Genomic DNA, 17,950 nt, shown 5'->3' on the forward strand with positions numbered 1-17,950 from the left:
CCTTCCTGTGCATCCGGGCCCTTCCCGGTGACAGGTACGAGACTCCGCTCCTGAGGTACGGGCGGACATCGGGCACATGCCTTATCTCTGCCGCCGATGCCCCTCGCCTACCCCCTTAGACCGCCTCTGACCTGCGAATTCACGCTCCTAAGGGGGTCCCGGCGACCCAGGCGCCGGCCACCAGCGGCACCCCCGGCCGGTAGGCCAGGTGGACGTGGCTGGGGGCGTCCAGCAGGACCAGGTCGGCCCGCGAACCGACGGTCAGCCGGCCCACGTCATCGCGGCCCAGGGCCGCTGCCCCGCCGGCCGTGGCGGCGTACGTCGCCTCCTCCGGCGTCATCCGCATCTCGCGCACCGCGAGGGCCACGCACAGGGGCATCGAGGAGGTGTAGCTGCTGCCGGGGTTGCAGTCGCTGGCGATCGCGACGCGCACGCCGGCGTCGAGGAGGCGGCGCGCGTCGGGGTACGGCTGCCGGGTCGAGAACTCCACGCCCGGCAGCAGGGTCGCGATGGTGCCGGAGTCGGCGAGGGCGGCGACGTCGTCGTCGGTGAGGTACGTGCAGTGGTCGACCGCCACCAGGCCGAGCTCGGCGGCGAGGCGAACTCCGGGGCCGGGACCGAGCTGGTTGGCGTGCAGCCTCCCCTTCAGCCCGACCGCGGCGCCGGCCGCCAGGACGGCGCGCGCCTGGTCCTCGTCGAAGGCGCCCCGCTCGCAGAACACGTCGACCCAGCGGGCGTACGGCGCGCACGCCTCGAGCATCGGGCCCGTGACCAGCGCGAGGTACTCCGCCGGGTCGCTGCCCTCGGGCACGACGTGCGCGCCCAGGTACGTCGTGTCGTCGGTGAACTGCCGGGCGATGGCCAGGCTGCGGGCCTCGTCGCGGACGGTCAGGCCGTAGCCGCTCTTGATCTCGACCGTCGTCGTGCCCTGGCGGCGCATCTCGGCCACCAGCTTGGCGACCCGGCCGGTCAGCTCCTCGTCGGTCGCGGCGCGGGTCGCGGCGACGGTGGTGCGGATGCCGCCGGCGGCGTACGGCGTGCCGGCCATGCGGGCGGCGAACTCGGGCGCCCGGTCGCCGGCGAACACCAGGTGGGCGTGGCTGTCCACGAACCCGGGGATGACCGCGCGGCCGCCGGCGTCGAGGTAGGTGTCGGCGGCCGGTGCCTCGAGAGCCGGTCCGACCCAGGCGACCTGGCCCCCCTCGACGACGACGGCGGCGTCGCGGTGGATGCCGAGCAGGTCCGGGGCCGCCGGGTCGTTGGTGACCAGCTCGCCGATGTTGGTGATGACGCTGCTGCTCACGACCACAGCTCCTCGATCACGGTCGACAGGTCGCGCCCGACCTGCTCCTCGTCGCCCCTGGTGAAGACGACCCGGCCGTCCGCGACGACCTGGGTGACGTCGGCGGCGGTGGCCGCGAAGACGACGGTGTGCTCGTCGGTCCCGGTCCCGGCGGTGCGCAGGGAGGTCGTGTCGAGGGTGACCAGGTCGGCTCGCTGCCCGACGGCGATGGCGCCCGCGTCGTCGTACCCGAGGCTCGCGTGCCCGCTGCTCGTCGCCGCTCGGAGCAGCTCGTGAGCCGACCAGTGGCCGCGGAGCTGGGTGGCCAGCCGCTCGTCGAGCTCGACCGCCCGCATCTCCTCGAACAGGTCGATCACGGCGTGGCTGTCGGAGCCGAGGGTGAGCGGGCTGCCCTGGTCGTGCAGCAGGCGGCTGGGGCCGATGCCGTCGCCGAGGTCGCGCTCGGTGGTGGGACAGAAGCAGGAGGACGTGCGCGTGCCGCCCAGGTGCCCGATGTCGTCGTCGGTCAGGTGCGTGGCGTGGACGGCGCTCGTCAGCGGGCCTAGGACGCCGTGGTCGGCGAGCAGCTGGGTGGGGGTGGCGCCGTACGCCGCCACGCACGCGTCGTTCTCCGCGACCTGCTCGGAGAGGTGGACGTGCAGCGGCCGGCCCTGGCTCGCCTCGACGATCGCGGCCAGCTGGTCGTCGGGGACGGCTCGCACGGAGTGGATGGCCGCCCCCGCGTCCTGCAGCTGTCCGACCCGTTCGGCCCACGCCTCGGCGGTGCCGTCGGAGAAGCGCTGCTGGACGCCGATCGGGGGCTCCCCGAAGCCGGAGCTCAGGTAGCACGCGTCGAGCAGCCGGATCCTCAGCCCCGCGTCCTGTGCCGCCTGGACCAGGGCCCGTCCCATCTCGTTGGGGTCGGCGTACGGCGTCCCGTCGGCCTGGTGGTGCAGGTAGTGGAACTCCCCCACGCTGGTGATCCCGGCCGCGACCATCTCCCGGTACGTCGCCCGGGCGAGGGCCAGGTACGAGTCCGGGTCCAGCCGCTCCGCCACGGCGTACATCTGCTCCCGCCACGTCCAGAACGTCCCCCGCTCCCGCTGCGTCCTCCCCCTGAGTGCTCGGTGGAACGCGTGGCTGTGGCAGTTCGCCAGGCCGGGGATGGTGAGGCCGGGGAGGTGGTCGGGATACCCGCTCGGGCGGGTATCCCGGACGTTTGGCGTCGTTGCAACGACGCCAAACCGTGAGGAACGACGCCACAGCTCGACCACGGTGAACCGGCCGTCCTGGATCTCGACGTACACGTCGTCACGTACCTCGCCGTCGACCCAGGCGCGTTCGAGCAGGTACGCCGTCACCCGACGTCACCTACCGGGTCACCGGCGAGATCGGCCAGCACGTCGGCCAGGGCCTCCACGCCCGCGAGGCAGTCGGACATGGCGGCGGTCTCGGCGGGCGAGTGCGAGACGCCGGTCGGGTTGCGGACGAAGAGCATCGCGGTCTCGATGCCGGCCGCGGACAGGATGCCGGCGTCGTGGCCGGCGGCGGTCGGGATGACCGGCCAGCCGCGGGGGGCGGCGATGCGCGCGGCCAGCTCGGGCGAGAACGTCACGGCGCCGCTCACCGACTCCGGGGTCACCGTCAGCGACGTACCGTCCCGCGCCGCACGCTCGGTCGCCTGCCGCTCGATGACACCGACCAGCTCGTCGAGGGACGAGGACGACGACGCGCGCGCGTCCAGCCACGCCGTGACGGCGGAGGGGACCGAGTTGGTCGAGTTCGGGGTGACCTCGACCCGGCCGAACGTCGCCCGTTCATCCGCCAGCCGTGCCTGCTTGTTGGCCGCCAGCGCGGTCATCGCGTAGGTCAGCATCGGGTCGGCGCGGTCCTGCATGCGCGTGGTGCCGGCGTGGTCGGCGGAGCCGCGGAACTCGTACCGGTAGCGCCCGTGCGGCCAGATACCGCTGGCCACCCCGATCGGCGCGGCGGGCCGGTCGACGAGGTCGCGGCCCTGCTCGACGTGCAGCTCGACGAACGTCGTCACGCCGTCGAGCAGCGACGACGAGGACGGCCCGGACAGCGACGCGGCGGCGAGCGCGTCCTCGACCGACACCCCCGACCGGTCCGTCAGCGAGCGAGCCGTGTCCCACGAGACGGCCCCCGACGCCAGCCGCGACCCGAGGCACGCCAGCCCGAACCGCGACCCCTCCTCCTCCACGAACACCGACACGCCGAGGGGACGCGAGGGCGAGAACCCCCGTGAGACGAGGAGATCCAGGGCCGCGAGGGCGGACACCACGCCCAGCGGTCCGTCGTACGCTCCCCCGTCCAGCACCGAGTCCAGGTGCGACCCGGTGACCACCGCACGAGGGCCGGGCGAGCCGAGCCACGCGACGACGTTCCCGAACCCGTCCCGCGTCAGCGACAGACCCCGGGCCAGCGCCTGCTCCTCGAACCAGGACGCGAGCTCTCGCTCGGCCGCGGCGAACGGCTGCCGGAAGTACCCGCCCGACGACGCCGACCGGCCGATCGGGGCGAGGGAGGCCCACATCGCCTCGAAGTCGTCAGGCATGCTGCCCACCATGGAGTTCCAGGACGTCGTACGCCGCCGGAAGATGGTCCGCGACTACGCCACCGACCCGGTCGACCCGGCCATCGTCGACCGCGCGCTGCACAACGCGGTCCGCGCGCCGAACGCCGGCTTCAGCCAGGGCTGGGGATTCCTCGTGCTCGACCAGCCCGAGGACGTCCGGCGCTACTGGGAGCTGACCGCCGACCCCGACGAGCTCGCCGAGCCCGACGAGTGGCTGACCGGCATGATGCACGCGCCGGTCATCGTGATCCCGTGCTCGAGCAGGCACGCGTACCTCAAGCGCTACGCCCTGCCCGACAAGGGCTGGACCGACGAGGACGAGAAGCGCTGGCCGGTCCCCTTCTGGCACATCGACACCGGGATGGCGACCCTGCTGATCCTGCAGACCGTGACCGACGAGGGCCTCGGCGCCTGCTACTTCGGCATCCCGCCGGAGAAGGTCGCGGGCGTCCGCGCGGCGTACGGCGTCCCGGAGACGTTCGACCCGATCGGTGCGGTCACCATCGGCCACCGCGTCGCGAGCGACGGCGCACCCGGCTCGCCGAGCACCCGGCCCCGGAAGCGCCAGGACGACGTCGTGCACCGCGGTCGCTGGGCCTCCTGACACCCCCTCAGTCCATCGACCGGACGGCGGGCGGTCAACGCGACCGGCCGCCGTACCAGTCTCGGATCCGAGATCGACGCGGGCTCATTGAGCGACGCCACCCCAATCAGTAGCGTGCCCGGCATCTCGGCCGGACCCCTGAGGAGCGCGTCATGATCCACGCCAGCCCACTGCCCGACGTCGAGATCCCCGACGAGCTCCTGGTCGACTTCGTGCTGGCGCGGGCCGACGAGCTGGGCGACAAGCCGGCCCTCGTCGACGGGCCGAGCGGCCGCACCTTGACCTACGGCGCGCTCCTCGCCGCGGTCCGGTCGCTCGCCGGGGGCCTGGTCGCCCGCGGGTTCGAGCCGGGACAGACACTGGCCGTGCTCGCCCCCAACCTCCCCGAGTACGCCGTCGTGTTCCACGGCGTCGCATACGCCGGCGGGGTCGTGACGACCATCAACCCGACGTACACCGCCCACGAGATCCACCACCAGCTGGTCGACGCCGACGCCCGGCTGCTGGTGACGGTGGCGCCCTTCCTCGAGGCGGCCCGGACGGCCGCCGAGGGCACGAGCGTCGAGGAGATCTTCGTGATCGGCGAGGCTGACGGCGCCACCCCTCTCACCGCCCTCATGGGCGAGCCGCTCGCCGACCAGGTACCCCGGGACGTGCACGCGACCGTGGCTCTCCCCTACTCGTCGGGCACGACCGGCGTCTCGAAGGGCGTGATGCTCTCGCACCGCAACCTCGTCGCCAACGTGGCGCAGGTGCTCGGCCCGGCCGACCTCCGCGAGGACGAGACCCTGATCGCGGTGCTGCCCTTCTTCCACATCTACGGCATGCAGGTGCTGATGAACTGCGGCCTGCGCACCGGCGCGACCATCGTCACGATGCCGCGGTTCGACCTCGAGCAGTTCCTGTCGATCCACCAGGAGTACGGCGTCACGCGCTCCTTCGTCGCTCCGCCCATCGTCGTGGCGATGGCCAAGCACCCGCTGGTGGACAGCTACGACCTCTCCAAGCTCGAGCAGGTCTTCTCCGGTGCGGCGCCCTTGTCGGCGGAGCTGGCCCTCGAGGCCGGCAAGCGGCTCGGGTGCGAGGTCGTCCAGGGCTACGGCATGACCGAGATGTCCCCGGTCTCGCACCTCACCCCTGTCGGCCAGTTCAAGCCCGGTTCGGTGGGGGTCACGGCTCCCAACACCGAGATGCGCATCGTCGACCCGCTGAGCGGGGAGGACCTCGGCCTCGACGCCGACGGGGAGATCTGGGTGCGCGGACCGCAGGTGATGCTCGGCTACCTGAACAACGCCCAGGCCACGGCCAGCACCCTCGATGCCGACGGCTGGCTGCACACCGGCGACATCGGGCACGTCGACGAGGACGGCCACGTCTTCGTGGTCGACCGCCTCAAGGAGCTCATCAAGTACAAGGGCTTCCAGGTACCTCCCGCGGAGCTGGAAGCCGTCCTGCTCACCCATCCGGACGTCGCCGACGCCGCCGTCGTCGGCCTGCCCGACGAGGAGGCGGGCGAGATCCCCGTGGCGTACGTCGTGCGACGCGCGGGCTCGGAGGCCACGGCGGAGCAGATCATGGAGTTCGTGGCCGGGCAGGTGGCGCACTACAAGCAGGTACGCCGGCTGGAGTTCATCGACGCGGTCCCGAAGTCGGCCAGCGGCAAGATCCTGCGCCGCGAGCTGAGGGCCAGGGCTGCCGGCTGACGGCGGTCATTCCGGTCCCCAGTCCGGCCGGTAGGCGAAGCGGGTCGAGTCCGTCAGCATCCGGCGCTCGCCGGTCGCGAAGCTCGCCGTCCAGATGTCGGCGTGCAAGCTGGCGGCGCCGGACCTGAGGTTGAACACGTAGTCGAGCCCGTCGGGAGACCACTGCGGGTTGGCCGCGCGCTTGCCGGTCGCCCTGTTGTCGGTGAGCCACACGACCTTGCGTCCGCACTCCCGCATCGAGTTGCAGCCCAGCGGCATGGTGCCGATGTCCACGAACGTCGCGCCGGCCCGCCCCCGGCCGTTGGACTCGAAGATGACCAGGTCGCGGGTGGGACCGCTCCTCGCGAGGGACACGTCGTTGGCCTCGACGCCGAGGCCCCACGGCAGCAGGGCGCGCTCGTCGTCGCCGTCGGAGTCGACGCGCACGATGGTGGACTTCCCGTCCGCGACCCGGACGCGGGTCCACGTGACGAAGAACCCGCCGCGGGAGAGGTGGGCGTAGCTGTCCTCGTACTTCCCGGCGGCCGTCGCCAGTGACGTGCGTACCTTCGAGGAGCCGTCGATCCGCACCGCCCACAGCAAGGACTCGGCCGGGTGCCCGTTCCGGACCGGGCCGATGACCCGGGTCACGAACAGCGTCTGCCTGCCGGCCCAGGTCGGGCCCTCGACCCCCAGGCACGGGCTCTTGCAGCCCAGCGGAAGCCGGTGGTCGTCGGTGCCGTCGGGCCGGATCAGCCGCACCTCCGAGGACGAGCCCCGGTCCACCTCGTAGGCGATCCACCTTCCGTTCGGCGAGAACTGCGCGCCGATGTGCTTCTCGCCGGGAGCCGCGTGGGTCAACGCGTGCTCGGCCGTGCCGGCCGCGTCGGAGATCCGCAGCGACTCACTGCCGTCGGCGGCGCGCGCCGTCCAGACGACGGCACCGGCGGTGGACGGCTGGTCGGCCGCGGCGTACGTCGGCACGCCCGGCAGCAGGGAGAGGACGGACAACGTGATGGCGGCCGAGAGCGTGCGCATGCCCCCTAGTGTGAGCCCGTGGCGCACCCCGCTGTCGAGAAGCTGCAGGCCCTGGTGCGCATCCCGACCGTCTCCGACCGCGACTGGGCGCTCGTCGACACCGCCGCGTTCGACGAGCTGCTGGCGGTGCACGAGCGGCTGTTCCCGCGGTTGTACGCCGCCCTGGAGCTCACCCGCGTCGGCAGCCACGGCCTGCTGTTCAGGTGGGCCGGCGCGAGTGGCGCGAGGCCGGTGGTGCTGATGGCCCACCTCGACGTCGTCCCCGTCGACGGGTCGGCGCCGTGGCAGCACCCGCCGTTCTCGGCCGAGATCCACGACGGCGCGGTGTGGGGTCGCGGGACGCTCGACGACAAGGGCTGCCTGGTGGCGATCTCCGAGGCGGTGGAACGCCTGCTGGAGCAGGGGTTCACGCCGGCCCAGGACGTGTGGCTGAGCTTCGGCTGCGACGAGGAGGTGAGCGGTACGGCGGCCCTCGAGGCCGTCGCCGAGCTCACGCGGCGCGGGGTGTCACCGTGGTTCGTCGTCGACGAGGGCGGCGCCGTCGCGGGTGACGCCTTCCCCGGCATCAAGCCGCCCGTCGGCGCGATCGGCGTCAGCGAGAAGGGCACGACCAGCGTGGTCCTGACGGTCGAGGGCCGCGGCGGGCACGCGTCGACACCGGCCAGGTTCGGCCCGACCGCCCGGCTGGCGCGCGCGATCCTGCGCGTCGACCGGAGCCCCATGCGCGCCTCGGTCCCGGACACCACCGTCGAGCTGTTCCGCAGGCTGGCCCCCCACGCTCCCCTGCCGATGCGCCCGCTGATGCGCAACGCCGAGAGGCTCCGCCCCGCCCTCACCCGGGCGCTGGTCGCCGCCGGTCCGGAGTCCGCGGCGATGACCCGCACCACGTTCGCGACCACCACCCTCTCCGGCTCGCCCGCCCTCAACGTCATCGCCTCGTCCGCACGGGCCGGCATCAACGTCCGGGTGATGGTCGGCGACACCGTCGCCGACGTGGTCGCCCACCTCCGCAAGGCGGTCGCGGACGAGCAGGTCGCGATCGAGGTGGTCGAGGAGGGTGAGGCCAGCCCGGTCTCGCCCGTCGACGACGACGCCTTCCGGCTCATCGAGTCGACGGTGGCCGACCTGTTCCCAGAGGCCGTGCCCGCGCCGTACGTGATGATGGCGGCCACCGACTCGCGCCACTTCACCGGCATCTGCGAGCGCGTCTACCGGTTCGCGCCGTTCCGGATGAGCAAGGCTCAGCGGCAGGCCATCCACTCCTACGACGAGCGCCTCGGGATCGACGACTTCCTGCTCGGGATCGACTGGTACCAGCGACTGATCGAGAGGCTGACATGACCACGAACGTCGGCCCAGGAAGTGTGGGGCAGGAGCCGCACGAACGGCTCACCGGTGCGCACTCCCTCGCCGCGATCGTCGGCTTCCTGGTCTGCGTCGAGCTGGCCAGCGGGATCCTGCAGGGCTACTACACGCCGATCTTCAGCGACATCGCCGACCACCTCGACATCTCCGACGCGGACGTCAACTGGTTCGAGGCCGCCCAGCTCGTCGTCTCCGCGCTGTGCGTGCCGGTGCTGGCGCGGCTCGGCGACATGATCGGTGCCAAGAACGTGCTGCTGCTCTCGACGGCGGTCACCGCCCTCGGCTCCTGGGTGCTGGTGCTCGCGCCGTCGTTCACGACGTTCCTCATCGGCTGGGCGGTGCAGGGTGCCTACGTCGTGTGGCTGCCGATGGAGGTCGCGATCGTCTACCGGCGGACCGCCGGCAGCGGCCGCCAGAACCTCCTCACCCGTCGCGCCGCCGGCATCCTCGTCGGCGCGCTGGAGCTGTCGGTGATCATCGGCGCCCTGACCAGCGGGGCCATCGTCGACAGCACCTCGATGACTGTCGTGCTGATGCTGCCCGCCCTCGTGGTGACGGTCTGCCTGTTCATCGTCTGGTTCGGCATCGAGCGCGACCCGGGCACCGGCGGCGGGACGTTCGACGTGGTCGGCTTCTGCCTCATCACCGACGTCATCGGGTTCGTGATGGCCGGACTGATCACCATCCGGCTGCAAGGCCCGGACAGCATCCTGGCGTGGGCGCTGGTCCTCGTCGGGCTGGTCTCGCTCGTCCCGTTCGTCAGGTACGAGCTCGCGCAGGAGGACCCGATCATCGACGTCCGGCTGTTCGCCAGCCCGCTCCAGTGGCCGGTGCAGCTGACCGCCTTCCTGTTCGGCATGTCGGTGCTCGGCGCGCAGATCCCGCTGTCGACGTTCGCGCGCACCGACCCCGACGTCGCGGGCTACGGACTCGGTGCCGACGCGTCGTTCGTCTCCACCTTGATCGGCGTGTACGTCGTGTTCCTGGCCATCGGGGCGTTCACCCTGCCGCTGACGACGCGGCTCCTCGGACCACGCGGCGCCCTGGTGCTGTCCAGCCTGCTCGTCGCCGCCGGGTACGCCCTCTGGCTGCCGTTCCACGACTCGACCGGTCAGGCGCTCGTCAACATGGCCGTGGCCGGCGTCGGCTCGGGTGCCCTCGTCGCCGCGCTGCCGGCCAGCGCGGCAGCGGGCGCGCCTCCCGAGCGCACCGGCTTCGCGACCGGCATGACCAACGCGACCAAGACCGTGGGCGGTGCGATCGCCTCCTCGATCTTCGCGATCGCGCTCGCGTCCACCGGCTCGCTCGAGGACCCGACCGAGGGCCACGCCCCGCTCTCGGGGTACCTGACGGTGTGGTCGGTCTGCGCGGCCGCCGCCCTGCTGGCCGCCGTCGGCCTGCTCCTCATGCCGAGGGTGGCCACGACCGAGGTCGGGCGCCCGTGACGCCACGACGCGCGCGCGACCCGCGCCCGACCCTCGGCACCCGGCTCCTCATCCTGGCGCTCATCGCGCTGGGCGTGTTCGTGCTGGTGCTGGCGTTCACCCGGCCGTCCGCCGGGCGCTTCATGTCGGCGGCCGTCCTGCTCGGCGCCGCGGGAGTGCTGCGCTTCCGCGCCACCCGGCCGACGGACCCCGCCCGGTACGGGCGGGCCGCCCAGCTGCGCTCGCTCTACTGGTCGATCGCCATCGCGGTGGTCTTCATCGGGGCGTCGTTCCTCGTCAACCGGCTGCTAGCGGGGAACTGACGCGGGAAGCGGGACTACTCGAAGACCCGCCGCTCGGTCGAGGGCAGGAAGCCGCGCTCGCGGGCCCACAGCACGGCCTGGGTGCGGCGCTGCACGCCCATCTTGCGGTAGGCCGACCGGATGTAGGTCTTCACCGAGTTGATGCTGATGAACGCCCGCTCCGCGATCTCCTGGTTGCTCAGTCCCTGGCAGATGAGTGCGACCACCTCCGACTCGCGCGGGCTCAGGCCGTGGACCTGCCCGGGGTGACCCTCTTGCTTGACGGGCGCCTCCGGTCCGGGGTCAGGGCTGACGACGACCTCGCCACGGTGCACGCGCTCGAGGGAGGCGACCAGCTCCTCTGCCGACAGCGACTTCGACAACCATCCCGCGATCCCCTTGTCGAGGGCGTCGCGCACCAGCTCGGGGTCGACGTGCCAGGAGTACACGACCCCCTTGAAGTCCTGGCCGGTCAGCTCCTCCTCGACGGGACCCACGACGCGCTCGCGGCTGAACGCGTCGTAGAGCACCACGTCCACGGAGCTCTCCACCGGCAGCTGCGAGACCAGCTCGACGACCTGCACCCGGTCACCGAACGGCGCCAGCATGTGCGCCAGACCCGCCAGGACCACGGCGTAGTCGTTCATCAGCGCCACCCGGACCGGTCCCTCTCCCATGGGCGGACACTACCGAGACCGCGGACTCGCACCAGGGGATGAGGCGGGACCCTGGATGGTCGAGGAGGATGGAGGCGTGGAACCTCTGCCGGAGACTCGGGAGGCACTGGCCGAGTACATGAGCCTGGACAGTCCGGACATCGACGACCTCATCCGCGATCTGGCACAGGGGGCCGGCGAGCTGGTCCCCGACCTGGTGGGGCTCTCGCTCGGACTGGATCGAGAGGGACTCACCTTCACGCTCGTCGCGTCCGGAGACGGGACTGCGTTGCTGGACGCCGCGCAGTACCTGGACGGAGGGCCGTGTGTCGAGGTCACCGAGGGACGGGCCCCGGTCCTCGAGATGGACTTCGCCGACCCCTTGGACGAGGAGCGCTGGCGGCTCTACGCGGAGGTCGGTGCGGCTGCCGGCGTGCGCAGCAGCCTGTCTCTCCCGATCTACCTGGGCGACCGACTGGTGGGCGGGCTGAACCTGTACGCCGGGTCGTCCGAGGCCTTCCACGGGCACCATGCCGAGCTGGCCGCCCTCGTCTCCGCGAGCACCGCGGAAGCGGTCAGCAACGCCGACCTGTCGTTCTCCTCGCGGAGCAAGGCGCAGGCCGCCCCCGGGATCCTCCGGGAGCGGTTGGAGGTCGAGACGGCGATCGGCCTGCTGGCCGGCCTGCGGGGGCTCGAGCTCGCGGAGGCCGAGCAGCGGCTGGACGACGCGGCCCTGCGCGCCGGCGTGGACAGGGCAGCCGTGGCGCACGTCCTGGTCCGCGTCCTGCGCCAGGACCCGTGATCACCGCCGGTATCCTCGAACCATGGCCGAGCAGGGCTCCGAACCCCGCCACGACCGTCCGGAGCGCGAGCTCGACGAGCGCACGGGCCGCGGCGCGGCGGCCGAACGCATGCGCCGGAAGAACGAGTGGGTCGACCAGCAGTTGCGGATCGCCATGGACCGCGGCGACTTCGACAACTTGCCGGGTGCAGGCAAGCCGATCAAGGACCTCGGCACCGAGCACGACCCCGACTGGTGGATCAAGCGGCTGATCGAGCGCGAGAAGATCACCGGCGTTCTGCCGCCGGCGCTCCAGCTGCGCAAGGACGACGCCGAGCTCGACGGCCAGCTGGACCGGCACACCGCCGAGAGCGAGGTACGCCGCCTGCTCGAGGAGTTCAACGCCCGGGTGATGAAGGCCCGCTACACGCCGGTCGACGGGCCGCCGCTGATCACCATGCCGCGCGACGTCGAGGCCGAGGTGGTCGCCTGGCGCGAGCGTCGGCAGGCACGTCGCGCCGGCGCTGTGCGTCGCGAGGCACCGGCCGCTCCGCCGGCACCGCCGAAGCGGCGCTGGTGGCAGCGGTCGACGCGATCAGAACGCGTCGGCCAGCGGAAGTGAGGCGCGACGCGACGTCCGCGTGACGCCCCAGTCGAGGCGGCTCATCCGCGTGCAGGAGACGGCCGTGCCCTTCTTGACCGCGACCGTGCGGCAGTAGGCGACGCCCGCACCGGAGGGCACGAACGCGCGGTAGCCGGGCAGTCCCCACGGAGTGCGCTGCGAGCCGGTGAAGCGCCAGCCGGTGCTCGTGAGCACGTGGCAGCCGACGCGCTGCTGCTTGACGGTGCCGGTGCGGCCGCACAGGGCGGGTCCGGCGCTCGTGGGGACCCAGGCGCGGTTGAGGGTCGAGCCGTACCGCAGTGCGCGGGCGATGTGCGCCGAGCGGCCGGTCTCCCAGCCGTTGCCGGTGGCCCGCAGCGCGGCGCAGGCGACCATGCGGCCGTGCCCGGTCACCCGGCACCACGAGACGTTCCCGCCGCGGTCGACCAGGAACGCACGAGAGTCGGCGGCACCGGGGTCCGCCTTCTTGGACAGCTTCGCGGTGTGCCAGCCGAACCCGGTGAGCACCTGGCAGCCGCCACGCACGCCGGTCGCCGGGGACCAGCAGAGAGCGGGGCCGGCCGCGGCGGCGACCCAGGTCGCGTCCGCGGGCAGTCGTCCGATGCGGTCGGAGGACACCTCGTCGGCGGCCCAGGTCGAGGTCTCGGGCGTGAAGGTCCGGCACGCGGCGCGCAGCTGGCCGGGTCGGCCGAGGGTCCGGCAGAAGGCGACCGTGCCGTCGTGCCGGGCGACGAACGCGCGGCTGAGCGCGGTGCCCCAGTCGGTGCGGTCGGGCGCCGTCGAGGTGCGCCAGCCGGTGCTGGTGAGGACGGAGCAGGAGACGCGCGGCTCGGCCGGCGTACCGGTCCGTCCGCACTGCGCGGGCCCCGCGGACGTCGCGACCCAGGCACGGTCGGCGAGGGCGGTGCGGGGGGTGCGGGCCGAGGTGACGTCGGATCCCCAGGTACGACGGTCGGCGTCGAGCGCCGTGCACGAGAGCTCGCGCTGGCTCAGCCCCAGGTTGCGGCAGTACGACACCGAGCCGTCGGAGCCGGTGACGAAGGACCGGCTGAGCGGTCCACCCCACTGGGTCCTGCGGTCCAGCCTCACCGACCGCCAGCCGTTGTCGCCCAGGATCCGGCAGCCGAGCCGCGGCTTCTTCTCCGAACCGGCCCGTCCGCACAGAGCGGGTCCACCGGCGGTGGCGAGCCAGGCCCGGTCGACGGCCTCGGACCCCGGCACCGTGCGGGCGTTGCCCGGACGGGAGGAGTGACCCACGGCGTCGTAGGCGACCACGGAGTAGACCGCGGACTGGCCGGCGGGCGGGGTGCGGTCCCAGAAGGAGGTCCCGCGCGTGGTGCCGAGCGGCACCCCGTTGCGCAGCACCCGGTACCCGGCGACGCCGAAGGCGTCGGTCGAGGAGTGCCAGGTGATGCCGGTGCGGCCGCGGTGGGCCACGACCCGGACGTCCGTCGGCACGGTCGGCGGAGTGGTGTCGACCGGAACGACGTCGTCGAGGTGGATGAACTTGTCGGGGTACCCGCGCATGCCGGGGCTGACCGTTGTGAAGTGGAAGCCGTTGTGGCCGTCGGTGTTCATCTCCGAGATCAGGATGGTGCCGCCGTAGTACACGTCCTCGACGTAGGAGACGTGACCGCGCTTGTACCAGCCGATGGAGCCGATGGCCGGCGTCTTGTCGGGCTTCTTGCCGATCGACTTGGCGACCTTGCCCCACTCGGAGGCGTTGCCCCAGTGCCGGCCGGCGTACCAGTTGGAGAACGACAGCCCGTTGCGGGCCGCCACCCGGAAGGCGACCCACGAGGTGCACTGGCCCTGGAGGAAGCCGCGGGCGTCGCCCATGCAGCCGCCGCCCAGGGTGGCCTCGTTGCAGTCGCCGGCGGCGGGGTACGGGTAGCCGTAGACGTTGGTGGCCACGTGGGTCCCCGGGACGCCGACCCAGACGTCCTGGCCCTGCGGGTTCTTCGCCATGCCGGTCGGGGTCCCGGTGAGCTGCGCCTGCTGGAACTGCTTGACCAGCTGCTCCTGGTCTGGACCTGTCTGGTCCGGCCCACCTCCCGGCCCGTTGCCGTCGTCGGCGCGGGCGGATGAGGTGACGACCACCACGAGGACGATCGTCATCGCCAGCACCGTGCTCACGACCAGCACGACCCAGCGCACGGCGCGCTCCAGCGCGGCGTGGTCGGGACGGGCGACGTGCACGGCGTACCTCGGGGCAGGGAAGGCGGATCGGCGCGGCAAATGCTGCGCGCCACGAGGGCCCCGCGGGCAGGAACGGGCAAACCGGCCCGATGCGGGGAGTCCGGGGGTACAAGCGTGAGAAGTGCGTCATACCGGCGGGATCCGCCCGGCGGTACGTTCCGGCCATGCCGTCCTCGCGCAGCCCCAAGGACTTCTTCCGACCCCTGGCGGTCGGTGCCCCCCAGCCGCTTCGCGAGATCCCCGCGCGGCCCAGCCGGGCGATCCACTTCTTCGACCCGTCGAACGAGAAGATGGCGGCCAAGGTGCCGCAGCTGGTCGGCACCGTCGACGTGCTGCTCGGCAACCTCGAGGACGCCGTCAAGGCCGACAACAAGGTGGCCGCGCGCGAAGGCCTGGTGCGGATCGCTTCCGGCACGGACTTCGGCCCCACCCAGCTCTGGACCCGCATCAACGCCCTCGACAGCCCGTGGGTGCTCGACGACCTGACCACGCTGGTCCCGGCGATCGGCGACAAGCTGGACGTGGTGATGGTGCCGAAGGTGCAGGGCGCCGAGGACATCGCGTACGTCGACCGGTTGCTCGCCCAGCTGGAGGCCAGGGCCGGCCTCGACCGGCCGATCCTGGTGCACGCGATCCTCGAGACCGCCCGCGGCGTGGCCAACGTCGAGGAGATCTGCGGCGCCTCGCCGCGCATGCAGGGACTGTCCCTCGGGCCGGCCGACCTCGCGGCGGACCGGCGGATGAAGACCACCCGGGTCGGTGGCGGGCACCCGGGCTACCTGGTGCGCGAGGACCCCCGGCGGACCAGTGACGGGGTCGAGAGCAACGACCGCGCGACGTACCAGCAGGACCTCTGGCACTACACGATCGCGCGCATGGTCGACGCCTGTGCGATGCACGGCATCTCGCCGTACTACGGGCCGTTCGGCGACATCGGTGACCCCGTGGCCTGCGAGGACCAGTTCCGCAACGCGTTCCTGCTCGGGTGCGTCGGCGCGTGGAGCCTGCACCCGACGCAGATCCCGATCGCGCACCGCGTGTTCTCCCCCTCGGTCGAGGACATCCGTCACGCGCGGCGCGTCGTGGCCGCCCTGCAGCGTGACGGGGGCGACGGCACCGGCGCGGTGATGCTCGACGGGAAGATGGAGGACGACGCCTCCCTCAAGCAGTGCCTGGTGCTCGTCGAGCTGGCCGAGCAGCTCTCCGCGGTCGACCCGGAGCTGAAGGAGAAGTACGCCGCCATCGAGGTCTCGGATGGCTGACTTCCGGCCGCGGCGGTCCGTGCTCTACATGCCGTCGTCGAACGAGCGTGCCCTGGAGAAGGCCAAGTCGATCCCCTGCGACGGGCTGATCCTCGACCTCGAGGACGCCGTCGCCCCGGACGCCAAGGCGGCCGCACGCGAAGCGGCCTGTGCGGCGGCCGCGTCGGGCGAGTACGGGCGGCGCGAGGTCACCATCCGCGTCAACGGCGCCGACACCGAGTGGCACGACGCCGACCTGGCGGCGGCCTGCGCGGCCGGCCCCGACGGCATCGTGGTGCCGAAGGTGTCGTCCGCGTCGGAGGTGCAGACCCTGGCGGACGCGATGGAGCGGCACGGCGCGCCGGACCACACCGCGCTCTGGGCGATGGTCGAGACGCCGCGCGCGATCCTGCACGCCGAGGAGATCGCCCTGGCCTCGGATCGGCTCACCGTCTTCGTGATGGGCACCAACGACCTGGCCAAGGAGCTGTACCCGAGCTCATCACCGGGGCACGTGCCGGGCCGCGGCCCGTTGCTCACCGGGCTGTCGCTGGCCCTGCTGGCCGCGCGCGCGACGGGTACGGCGATCCTGGACGGCGTCTACAACGACGTCCGCGACACCGACGGGTTCCTCGAGGAGTGCCGCCAGGGCCGGGAGATGGGCTTCGACGGCAAGACCCTCGTGCACCCCAGCCAGGTCGACGGCGCCAACGCCGCGTTCGCCCCCAGCGACGAGGCCGTCGAGGACGCCCGCGGCATCCTCCGGGCCTGGGAGGAGGGCCAACAGGTCGACGGGGGCTCGGGCGTCGTCACCTACCAGGGCCGGATGGTGGAGGCCCTCCACGTCGACACCGCCCGCCGGACGCTGGCGGTGTACGAGGCGATCCGGGCGCTGTAGCCGCGCTGGCGGTGGGTGCCAGCAATCGCGCGATCGCGGCTGGCGGTGGGTGCCAGAAATCGCGCGACCGCGGCTGGCGGTGGGTGCCAGAAATCGCGCGATCGCAGCCGTATGACAGGTTTCGCGACCGGAAACCTGCAGAAACCGCGCGATCGCGCGATCACCGGCACCATCACCGGCGCCGAGGCGAAGTCAGTCGCGCTGGGCGTGCTTGCCGCCGATGACGTGCGGGGCGGCGGTGGACTCGTCGGTCGCGTCGCGGTCGACGTGGCGGGCATCGCCGGACGCAGGGGCAACGTCGGAGGCCGAGGCGGGGGCCGAGGCGGGGGCCGGGTCGAGGGCGGGGTCGACGGGGGCGGACGCGGACGTCACGGAACCGTCGTCGTCCTTGTCGCCGCCGAGCGCCTCTTTGAGGCTGTCGAAGAAGCCCATGGCCGTGAGTATCCGGCCCGACCACGTCGACGGGGCGGCAAACGGCGAGTTTCGCGGTCCGGGCGTGTCGCCGCTCTAGTCTGCTGAGGTGGCAGCGACGAGCCCCTCGGGTGACGAGGTCCAGCTCGTCGCCCACCACGTCGGCGCCACGGTCGAGCACCTCGAGCGCCGCATCGAGGCGCGGTTCGGTGACCGGGGCCTGACCCGTGCGGCGCGCGACCTCGCCGACCTGGTGCGCCGGGTGGAGTCCGAGGCGGGCCAGTCGCACCGGCGGTTGCGGCGTACGACGCTCACCACCCGCGCGATCAGCGTCACGATCGTCGTGGCCACCGCCCTGGCGCTCGTGTTCAGCCTGCGCTCCGCCATCGAGGACGGCCTCGAGCACACCTCCGACTGGATCCCCTTCGTCGAGAGCGTGATCAACGACCTGGTGTTCTCGGCGATCGCGGTGCTCTTCTTGTGGGCCTTCCCCGAACGCCGCGAGCGCCGGACGCTGCTCCAGCTGCTGCACCGGCTGCGCTCGCTGGCGCACGTCATCGACATGCACCAGCTGTCGAAGGACCCGGAGCAGGTGCAGCCGACGTACGTCCGCACCGAGGCCTCCGTCAGCCACGGCCTGGACGCCGACCAGCTGCACCACTACCTCGACTACTGCTCGGAGATGCTCAGCCTCACCGCCAAGACGGCCGCCCTCTGCGCCGAGCACAGCACCGACGAGGTCGTCCTCGACACCATCTCGACCCTGGAGACGCTGACCACCGAGCTCTCCAACAAGATCTGGCAGAAGATCTCGCTGCTCCCGCGCGCCGATGTCGCCCATTGACGTAC

Annotated in this window: 17 protein-coding genes; 10 read left to right on the forward strand and 7 right to left on the reverse strand. The window is 72.4% G+C overall.

The features are described 5' to 3' along the window. Positions 1–139: 139 nt before the first annotated feature. From hutI to ISU07_RS01180, 3 genes are read right to left on the reverse strand one after another with little or no spacing between them, the layout of a single operon-like run. On the reverse strand, positions 140–1,303 hold the full coding sequence (hutI, locus tag ISU07_RS01170) for an imidazolonepropionase (protein WP_194704919.1): 1,164 nt from the start codon (positions 1,301–1,303) through the stop codon (positions 140–142). Next, positions 1,300–2,643 carry a formimidoylglutamate deiminase gene (locus tag ISU07_RS01175; RefSeq protein WP_194704920.1) on the reverse strand — a complete coding sequence of 448 codons (1,344 nt, stop codon included), beginning with the start codon at positions 2,641–2,643 and terminating at the stop codon, positions 1,300–1,302. The genes hutI and ISU07_RS01175 overlap by 4 nt, the downstream gene beginning before the upstream one ends. Continuing rightward, on the reverse strand, positions 2,640–3,857 hold the full coding sequence (locus tag ISU07_RS01180; RefSeq protein WP_194704921.1) for an allantoate amidohydrolase: 1,218 nt from the start codon (positions 3,855–3,857) through the stop codon (positions 2,640–2,642). Before ISU07_RS01180 ends, ISU07_RS01175 begins: the two co-directional genes overlap by 4 nt. Between ISU07_RS01180 and ISU07_RS01185 the strand changes: the two genes are divergently transcribed. Both ISU07_RS01185 and ISU07_RS01190 read left to right on the forward strand, forming a co-directional pair. Beyond that, positions 3,856–4,482, forward strand: coding sequence for a nitroreductase family protein (locus tag ISU07_RS01185; RefSeq protein WP_323742355.1), 627 nt, complete (start codon positions 3,856–3,858; stop codon positions 4,480–4,482). The genes ISU07_RS01180 and ISU07_RS01185 overlap by 2 nt on opposite strands. Before the next feature lie 152 nt (positions 4,483–4,634). Beyond that, the gene (locus tag ISU07_RS01190; RefSeq protein ID WP_194704922.1) at positions 4,635–6,185 is read left to right on the forward strand and encodes a 4-coumarate--CoA ligase family protein; all 1,551 of its coding nucleotides are present in this window, start codon (positions 4,635–4,637) and stop codon (positions 6,183–6,185) included. Between the two features lie 6 nt (positions 6,186–6,191). On the opposite strand, the gene ISU07_RS01195 is transcribed toward ISU07_RS01190, so the two are convergent. Next, positions 6,192–7,202, reverse strand: a complete 1,011-nt coding sequence (locus ISU07_RS01195; RefSeq protein ID WP_194704923.1) for a TolB-like translocation protein — start codon at positions 7,200–7,202, stop codon at positions 6,192–6,194. An 18-nt stretch (positions 7,203–7,220) separates the two neighbouring features. Between ISU07_RS01195 and ISU07_RS01200 the strand changes: the two genes are divergently transcribed. Genes ISU07_RS01200 through ISU07_RS01210 form a run of 3 tightly spaced genes read left to right on the forward strand, consistent with a single transcriptional unit; the run spans position 7,221 to position 10,314 of the window. Beyond that, positions 7,221–8,543, forward strand: a complete 1,323-nt coding sequence (locus ISU07_RS01200) for a M20/M25/M40 family metallo-hydrolase (RefSeq protein WP_194704924.1) — start codon at positions 7,221–7,223, stop codon at positions 8,541–8,543. Continuing rightward, on the forward strand, positions 8,540–10,012 hold the full coding sequence (locus tag ISU07_RS01205) for an MFS transporter (RefSeq protein ID WP_194704925.1): 1,473 nt from the start codon (positions 8,540–8,542) through the stop codon (positions 10,010–10,012). Before ISU07_RS01200 ends, ISU07_RS01205 begins: the two co-directional genes overlap by 4 nt. Continuing rightward, a complete protein-coding gene (locus ISU07_RS01210) occupies positions 10,009–10,314 on the forward strand; it encodes a hypothetical protein (RefSeq protein ID WP_194704926.1) in 306 nt (101 codons plus the stop codon). The genes ISU07_RS01205 and ISU07_RS01210 overlap by 4 nt, the downstream gene beginning before the upstream one ends. A gap of 14 nt (positions 10,315–10,328) precedes the next feature. Here the strand turns inward: ISU07_RS01210 and ISU07_RS01215 are convergent, their stop codons facing one another. Then, the gene (locus tag ISU07_RS01215; RefSeq protein WP_194704927.1) at positions 10,329–10,970 is read right to left on the reverse strand and encodes a response regulator transcription factor; all 642 of its coding nucleotides are present in this window, start codon (positions 10,968–10,970) and stop codon (positions 10,329–10,331) included. Between the two features lie 76 nt (positions 10,971–11,046). On the opposite strand from ISU07_RS01215, the gene ISU07_RS01220 reads away from it, so the two are divergent. Together ISU07_RS01220 and ISU07_RS01225 are read left to right on the forward strand one after the other, a co-directional pair. Next, positions 11,047–11,751, forward strand: a complete 705-nt coding sequence (locus ISU07_RS01220; RefSeq protein ID WP_194704928.1) for a GAF domain-containing protein — start codon at positions 11,047–11,049, stop codon at positions 11,749–11,751. A 22-nt stretch (positions 11,752–11,773) separates the two neighbouring features. Then, a complete protein-coding gene (locus ISU07_RS01225; protein ID WP_194704929.1) occupies positions 11,774–12,352 on the forward strand; it encodes a DnaJ family domain-containing protein in 579 nt (192 codons plus the stop codon). Here ISU07_RS01225 and ISU07_RS23740 read toward each other — a convergent pair. Beyond that, positions 12,326–14,551 (reverse strand): CHAP domain-containing protein, encoded by a 2,226-nt coding sequence (locus ISU07_RS23740; protein WP_323742356.1) that lies wholly within the window; start codon positions 14,549–14,551, stop codon positions 12,326–12,328. The two genes, ISU07_RS01225 and ISU07_RS23740, sit on opposite strands and share 27 nt — an antisense overlap. A gap of 164 nt (positions 14,552–14,715) precedes the next feature. Here ISU07_RS23740 and ISU07_RS01235 point away from each other — a divergent pair, with 164 nt between their 5' ends. Both ISU07_RS01235 and ISU07_RS01240 read left to right on the forward strand, forming a co-directional pair. Next, on the forward strand, positions 14,716–15,813 hold the full coding sequence (locus ISU07_RS01235) for an HpcH/HpaI aldolase/citrate lyase family protein (protein WP_194704930.1): 1,098 nt from the start codon (positions 14,716–14,718) through the stop codon (positions 15,811–15,813). Beyond that, positions 15,806–16,690, forward strand: a complete 885-nt coding sequence (locus tag ISU07_RS01240; protein WP_194704931.1) for an HpcH/HpaI aldolase/citrate lyase family protein — start codon at positions 15,806–15,808, stop codon at positions 16,688–16,690. Before ISU07_RS01235 ends, ISU07_RS01240 begins: the two co-directional genes overlap by 8 nt. 192 nt (positions 16,691–16,882) lie before the next feature. Here the strand turns inward: ISU07_RS01240 and ISU07_RS01245 are convergent, their stop codons facing one another. Then, the gene (locus tag ISU07_RS01245) at positions 16,883–17,122 is read right to left on the reverse strand and encodes a hypothetical protein (protein WP_194704932.1); all 240 of its coding nucleotides are present in this window, start codon (positions 17,120–17,122) and stop codon (positions 16,883–16,885) included. Between the two features lie 88 nt (positions 17,123–17,210). Between ISU07_RS01245 and ISU07_RS01250 the strand changes: the two genes are divergently transcribed. Then, positions 17,211–17,945, forward strand: coding sequence for a hypothetical protein (locus tag ISU07_RS01250; protein ID WP_194704933.1), 735 nt, complete (start codon positions 17,211–17,213; stop codon positions 17,943–17,945). Positions 17,946–17,950: the final 5 nt, after the last annotated feature.

It is taken from the genome of Nocardioides islandensis (genome assembly GCF_015352455.1).
GTDB lineage: Bacteria > Actinomycetota > Actinomycetes > Propionibacteriales > Nocardioidaceae > Nocardioides > Nocardioides islandensis.

Excerpts from the sequence above, each read along its gene's own strand:
- ISU07_RS01185 (WP_323742355.1), top strand. The coding sequence starts at position 3,856 with ATGCTGCCCACCATGGAGTTCCAGGACGTCGTACGCCGCCGGAAGATG.
- ISU07_RS01180 (WP_194704921.1), bottom strand. The coding sequence starts at position 3,857 with ATGCCTGACGACTTCGAGGCGATGTGGGCCTCCCTCGCCCCGATCGGC.
- ISU07_RS01190 (WP_194704922.1), top strand. The coding sequence starts at position 4,635 with ATGATCCACGCCAGCCCACTGCCCGACGTCGAGATCCCCGACGAGCTC.
- ISU07_RS01195 (WP_194704923.1), bottom strand. The coding sequence starts at position 7,202 with ATGCGCACGCTCTCGGCCGCCATCACGTTGTCCGTCCTCTCCCTGCTG.
- ISU07_RS01205 (WP_194704925.1), top strand. The coding sequence starts at position 8,540 with ATGACCACGAACGTCGGCCCAGGAAGTGTGGGGCAGGAGCCGCACGAA.
- ISU07_RS01215 (WP_194704927.1), bottom strand. The coding sequence starts at position 10,970 with ATGGGAGAGGGACCGGTCCGGGTGGCGCTGATGAACGACTACGCCGTG.
- ISU07_RS01225 (WP_194704929.1), top strand. The coding sequence starts at position 11,774 with ATGGCCGAGCAGGGCTCCGAACCCCGCCACGACCGTCCGGAGCGCGAG.
- ISU07_RS01235 (WP_194704930.1), top strand. The coding sequence starts at position 14,716 with ATGCCGTCCTCGCGCAGCCCCAAGGACTTCTTCCGACCCCTGGCGGTC.
- ISU07_RS01240 (WP_194704931.1), top strand. The coding sequence starts at position 15,806 with ATGGCTGACTTCCGGCCGCGGCGGTCCGTGCTCTACATGCCGTCGTCG.
- ISU07_RS01245 (WP_194704932.1), bottom strand. The coding sequence starts at position 17,122 with ATGGGCTTCTTCGACAGCCTCAAAGAGGCGCTCGGCGGCGACAAGGAC.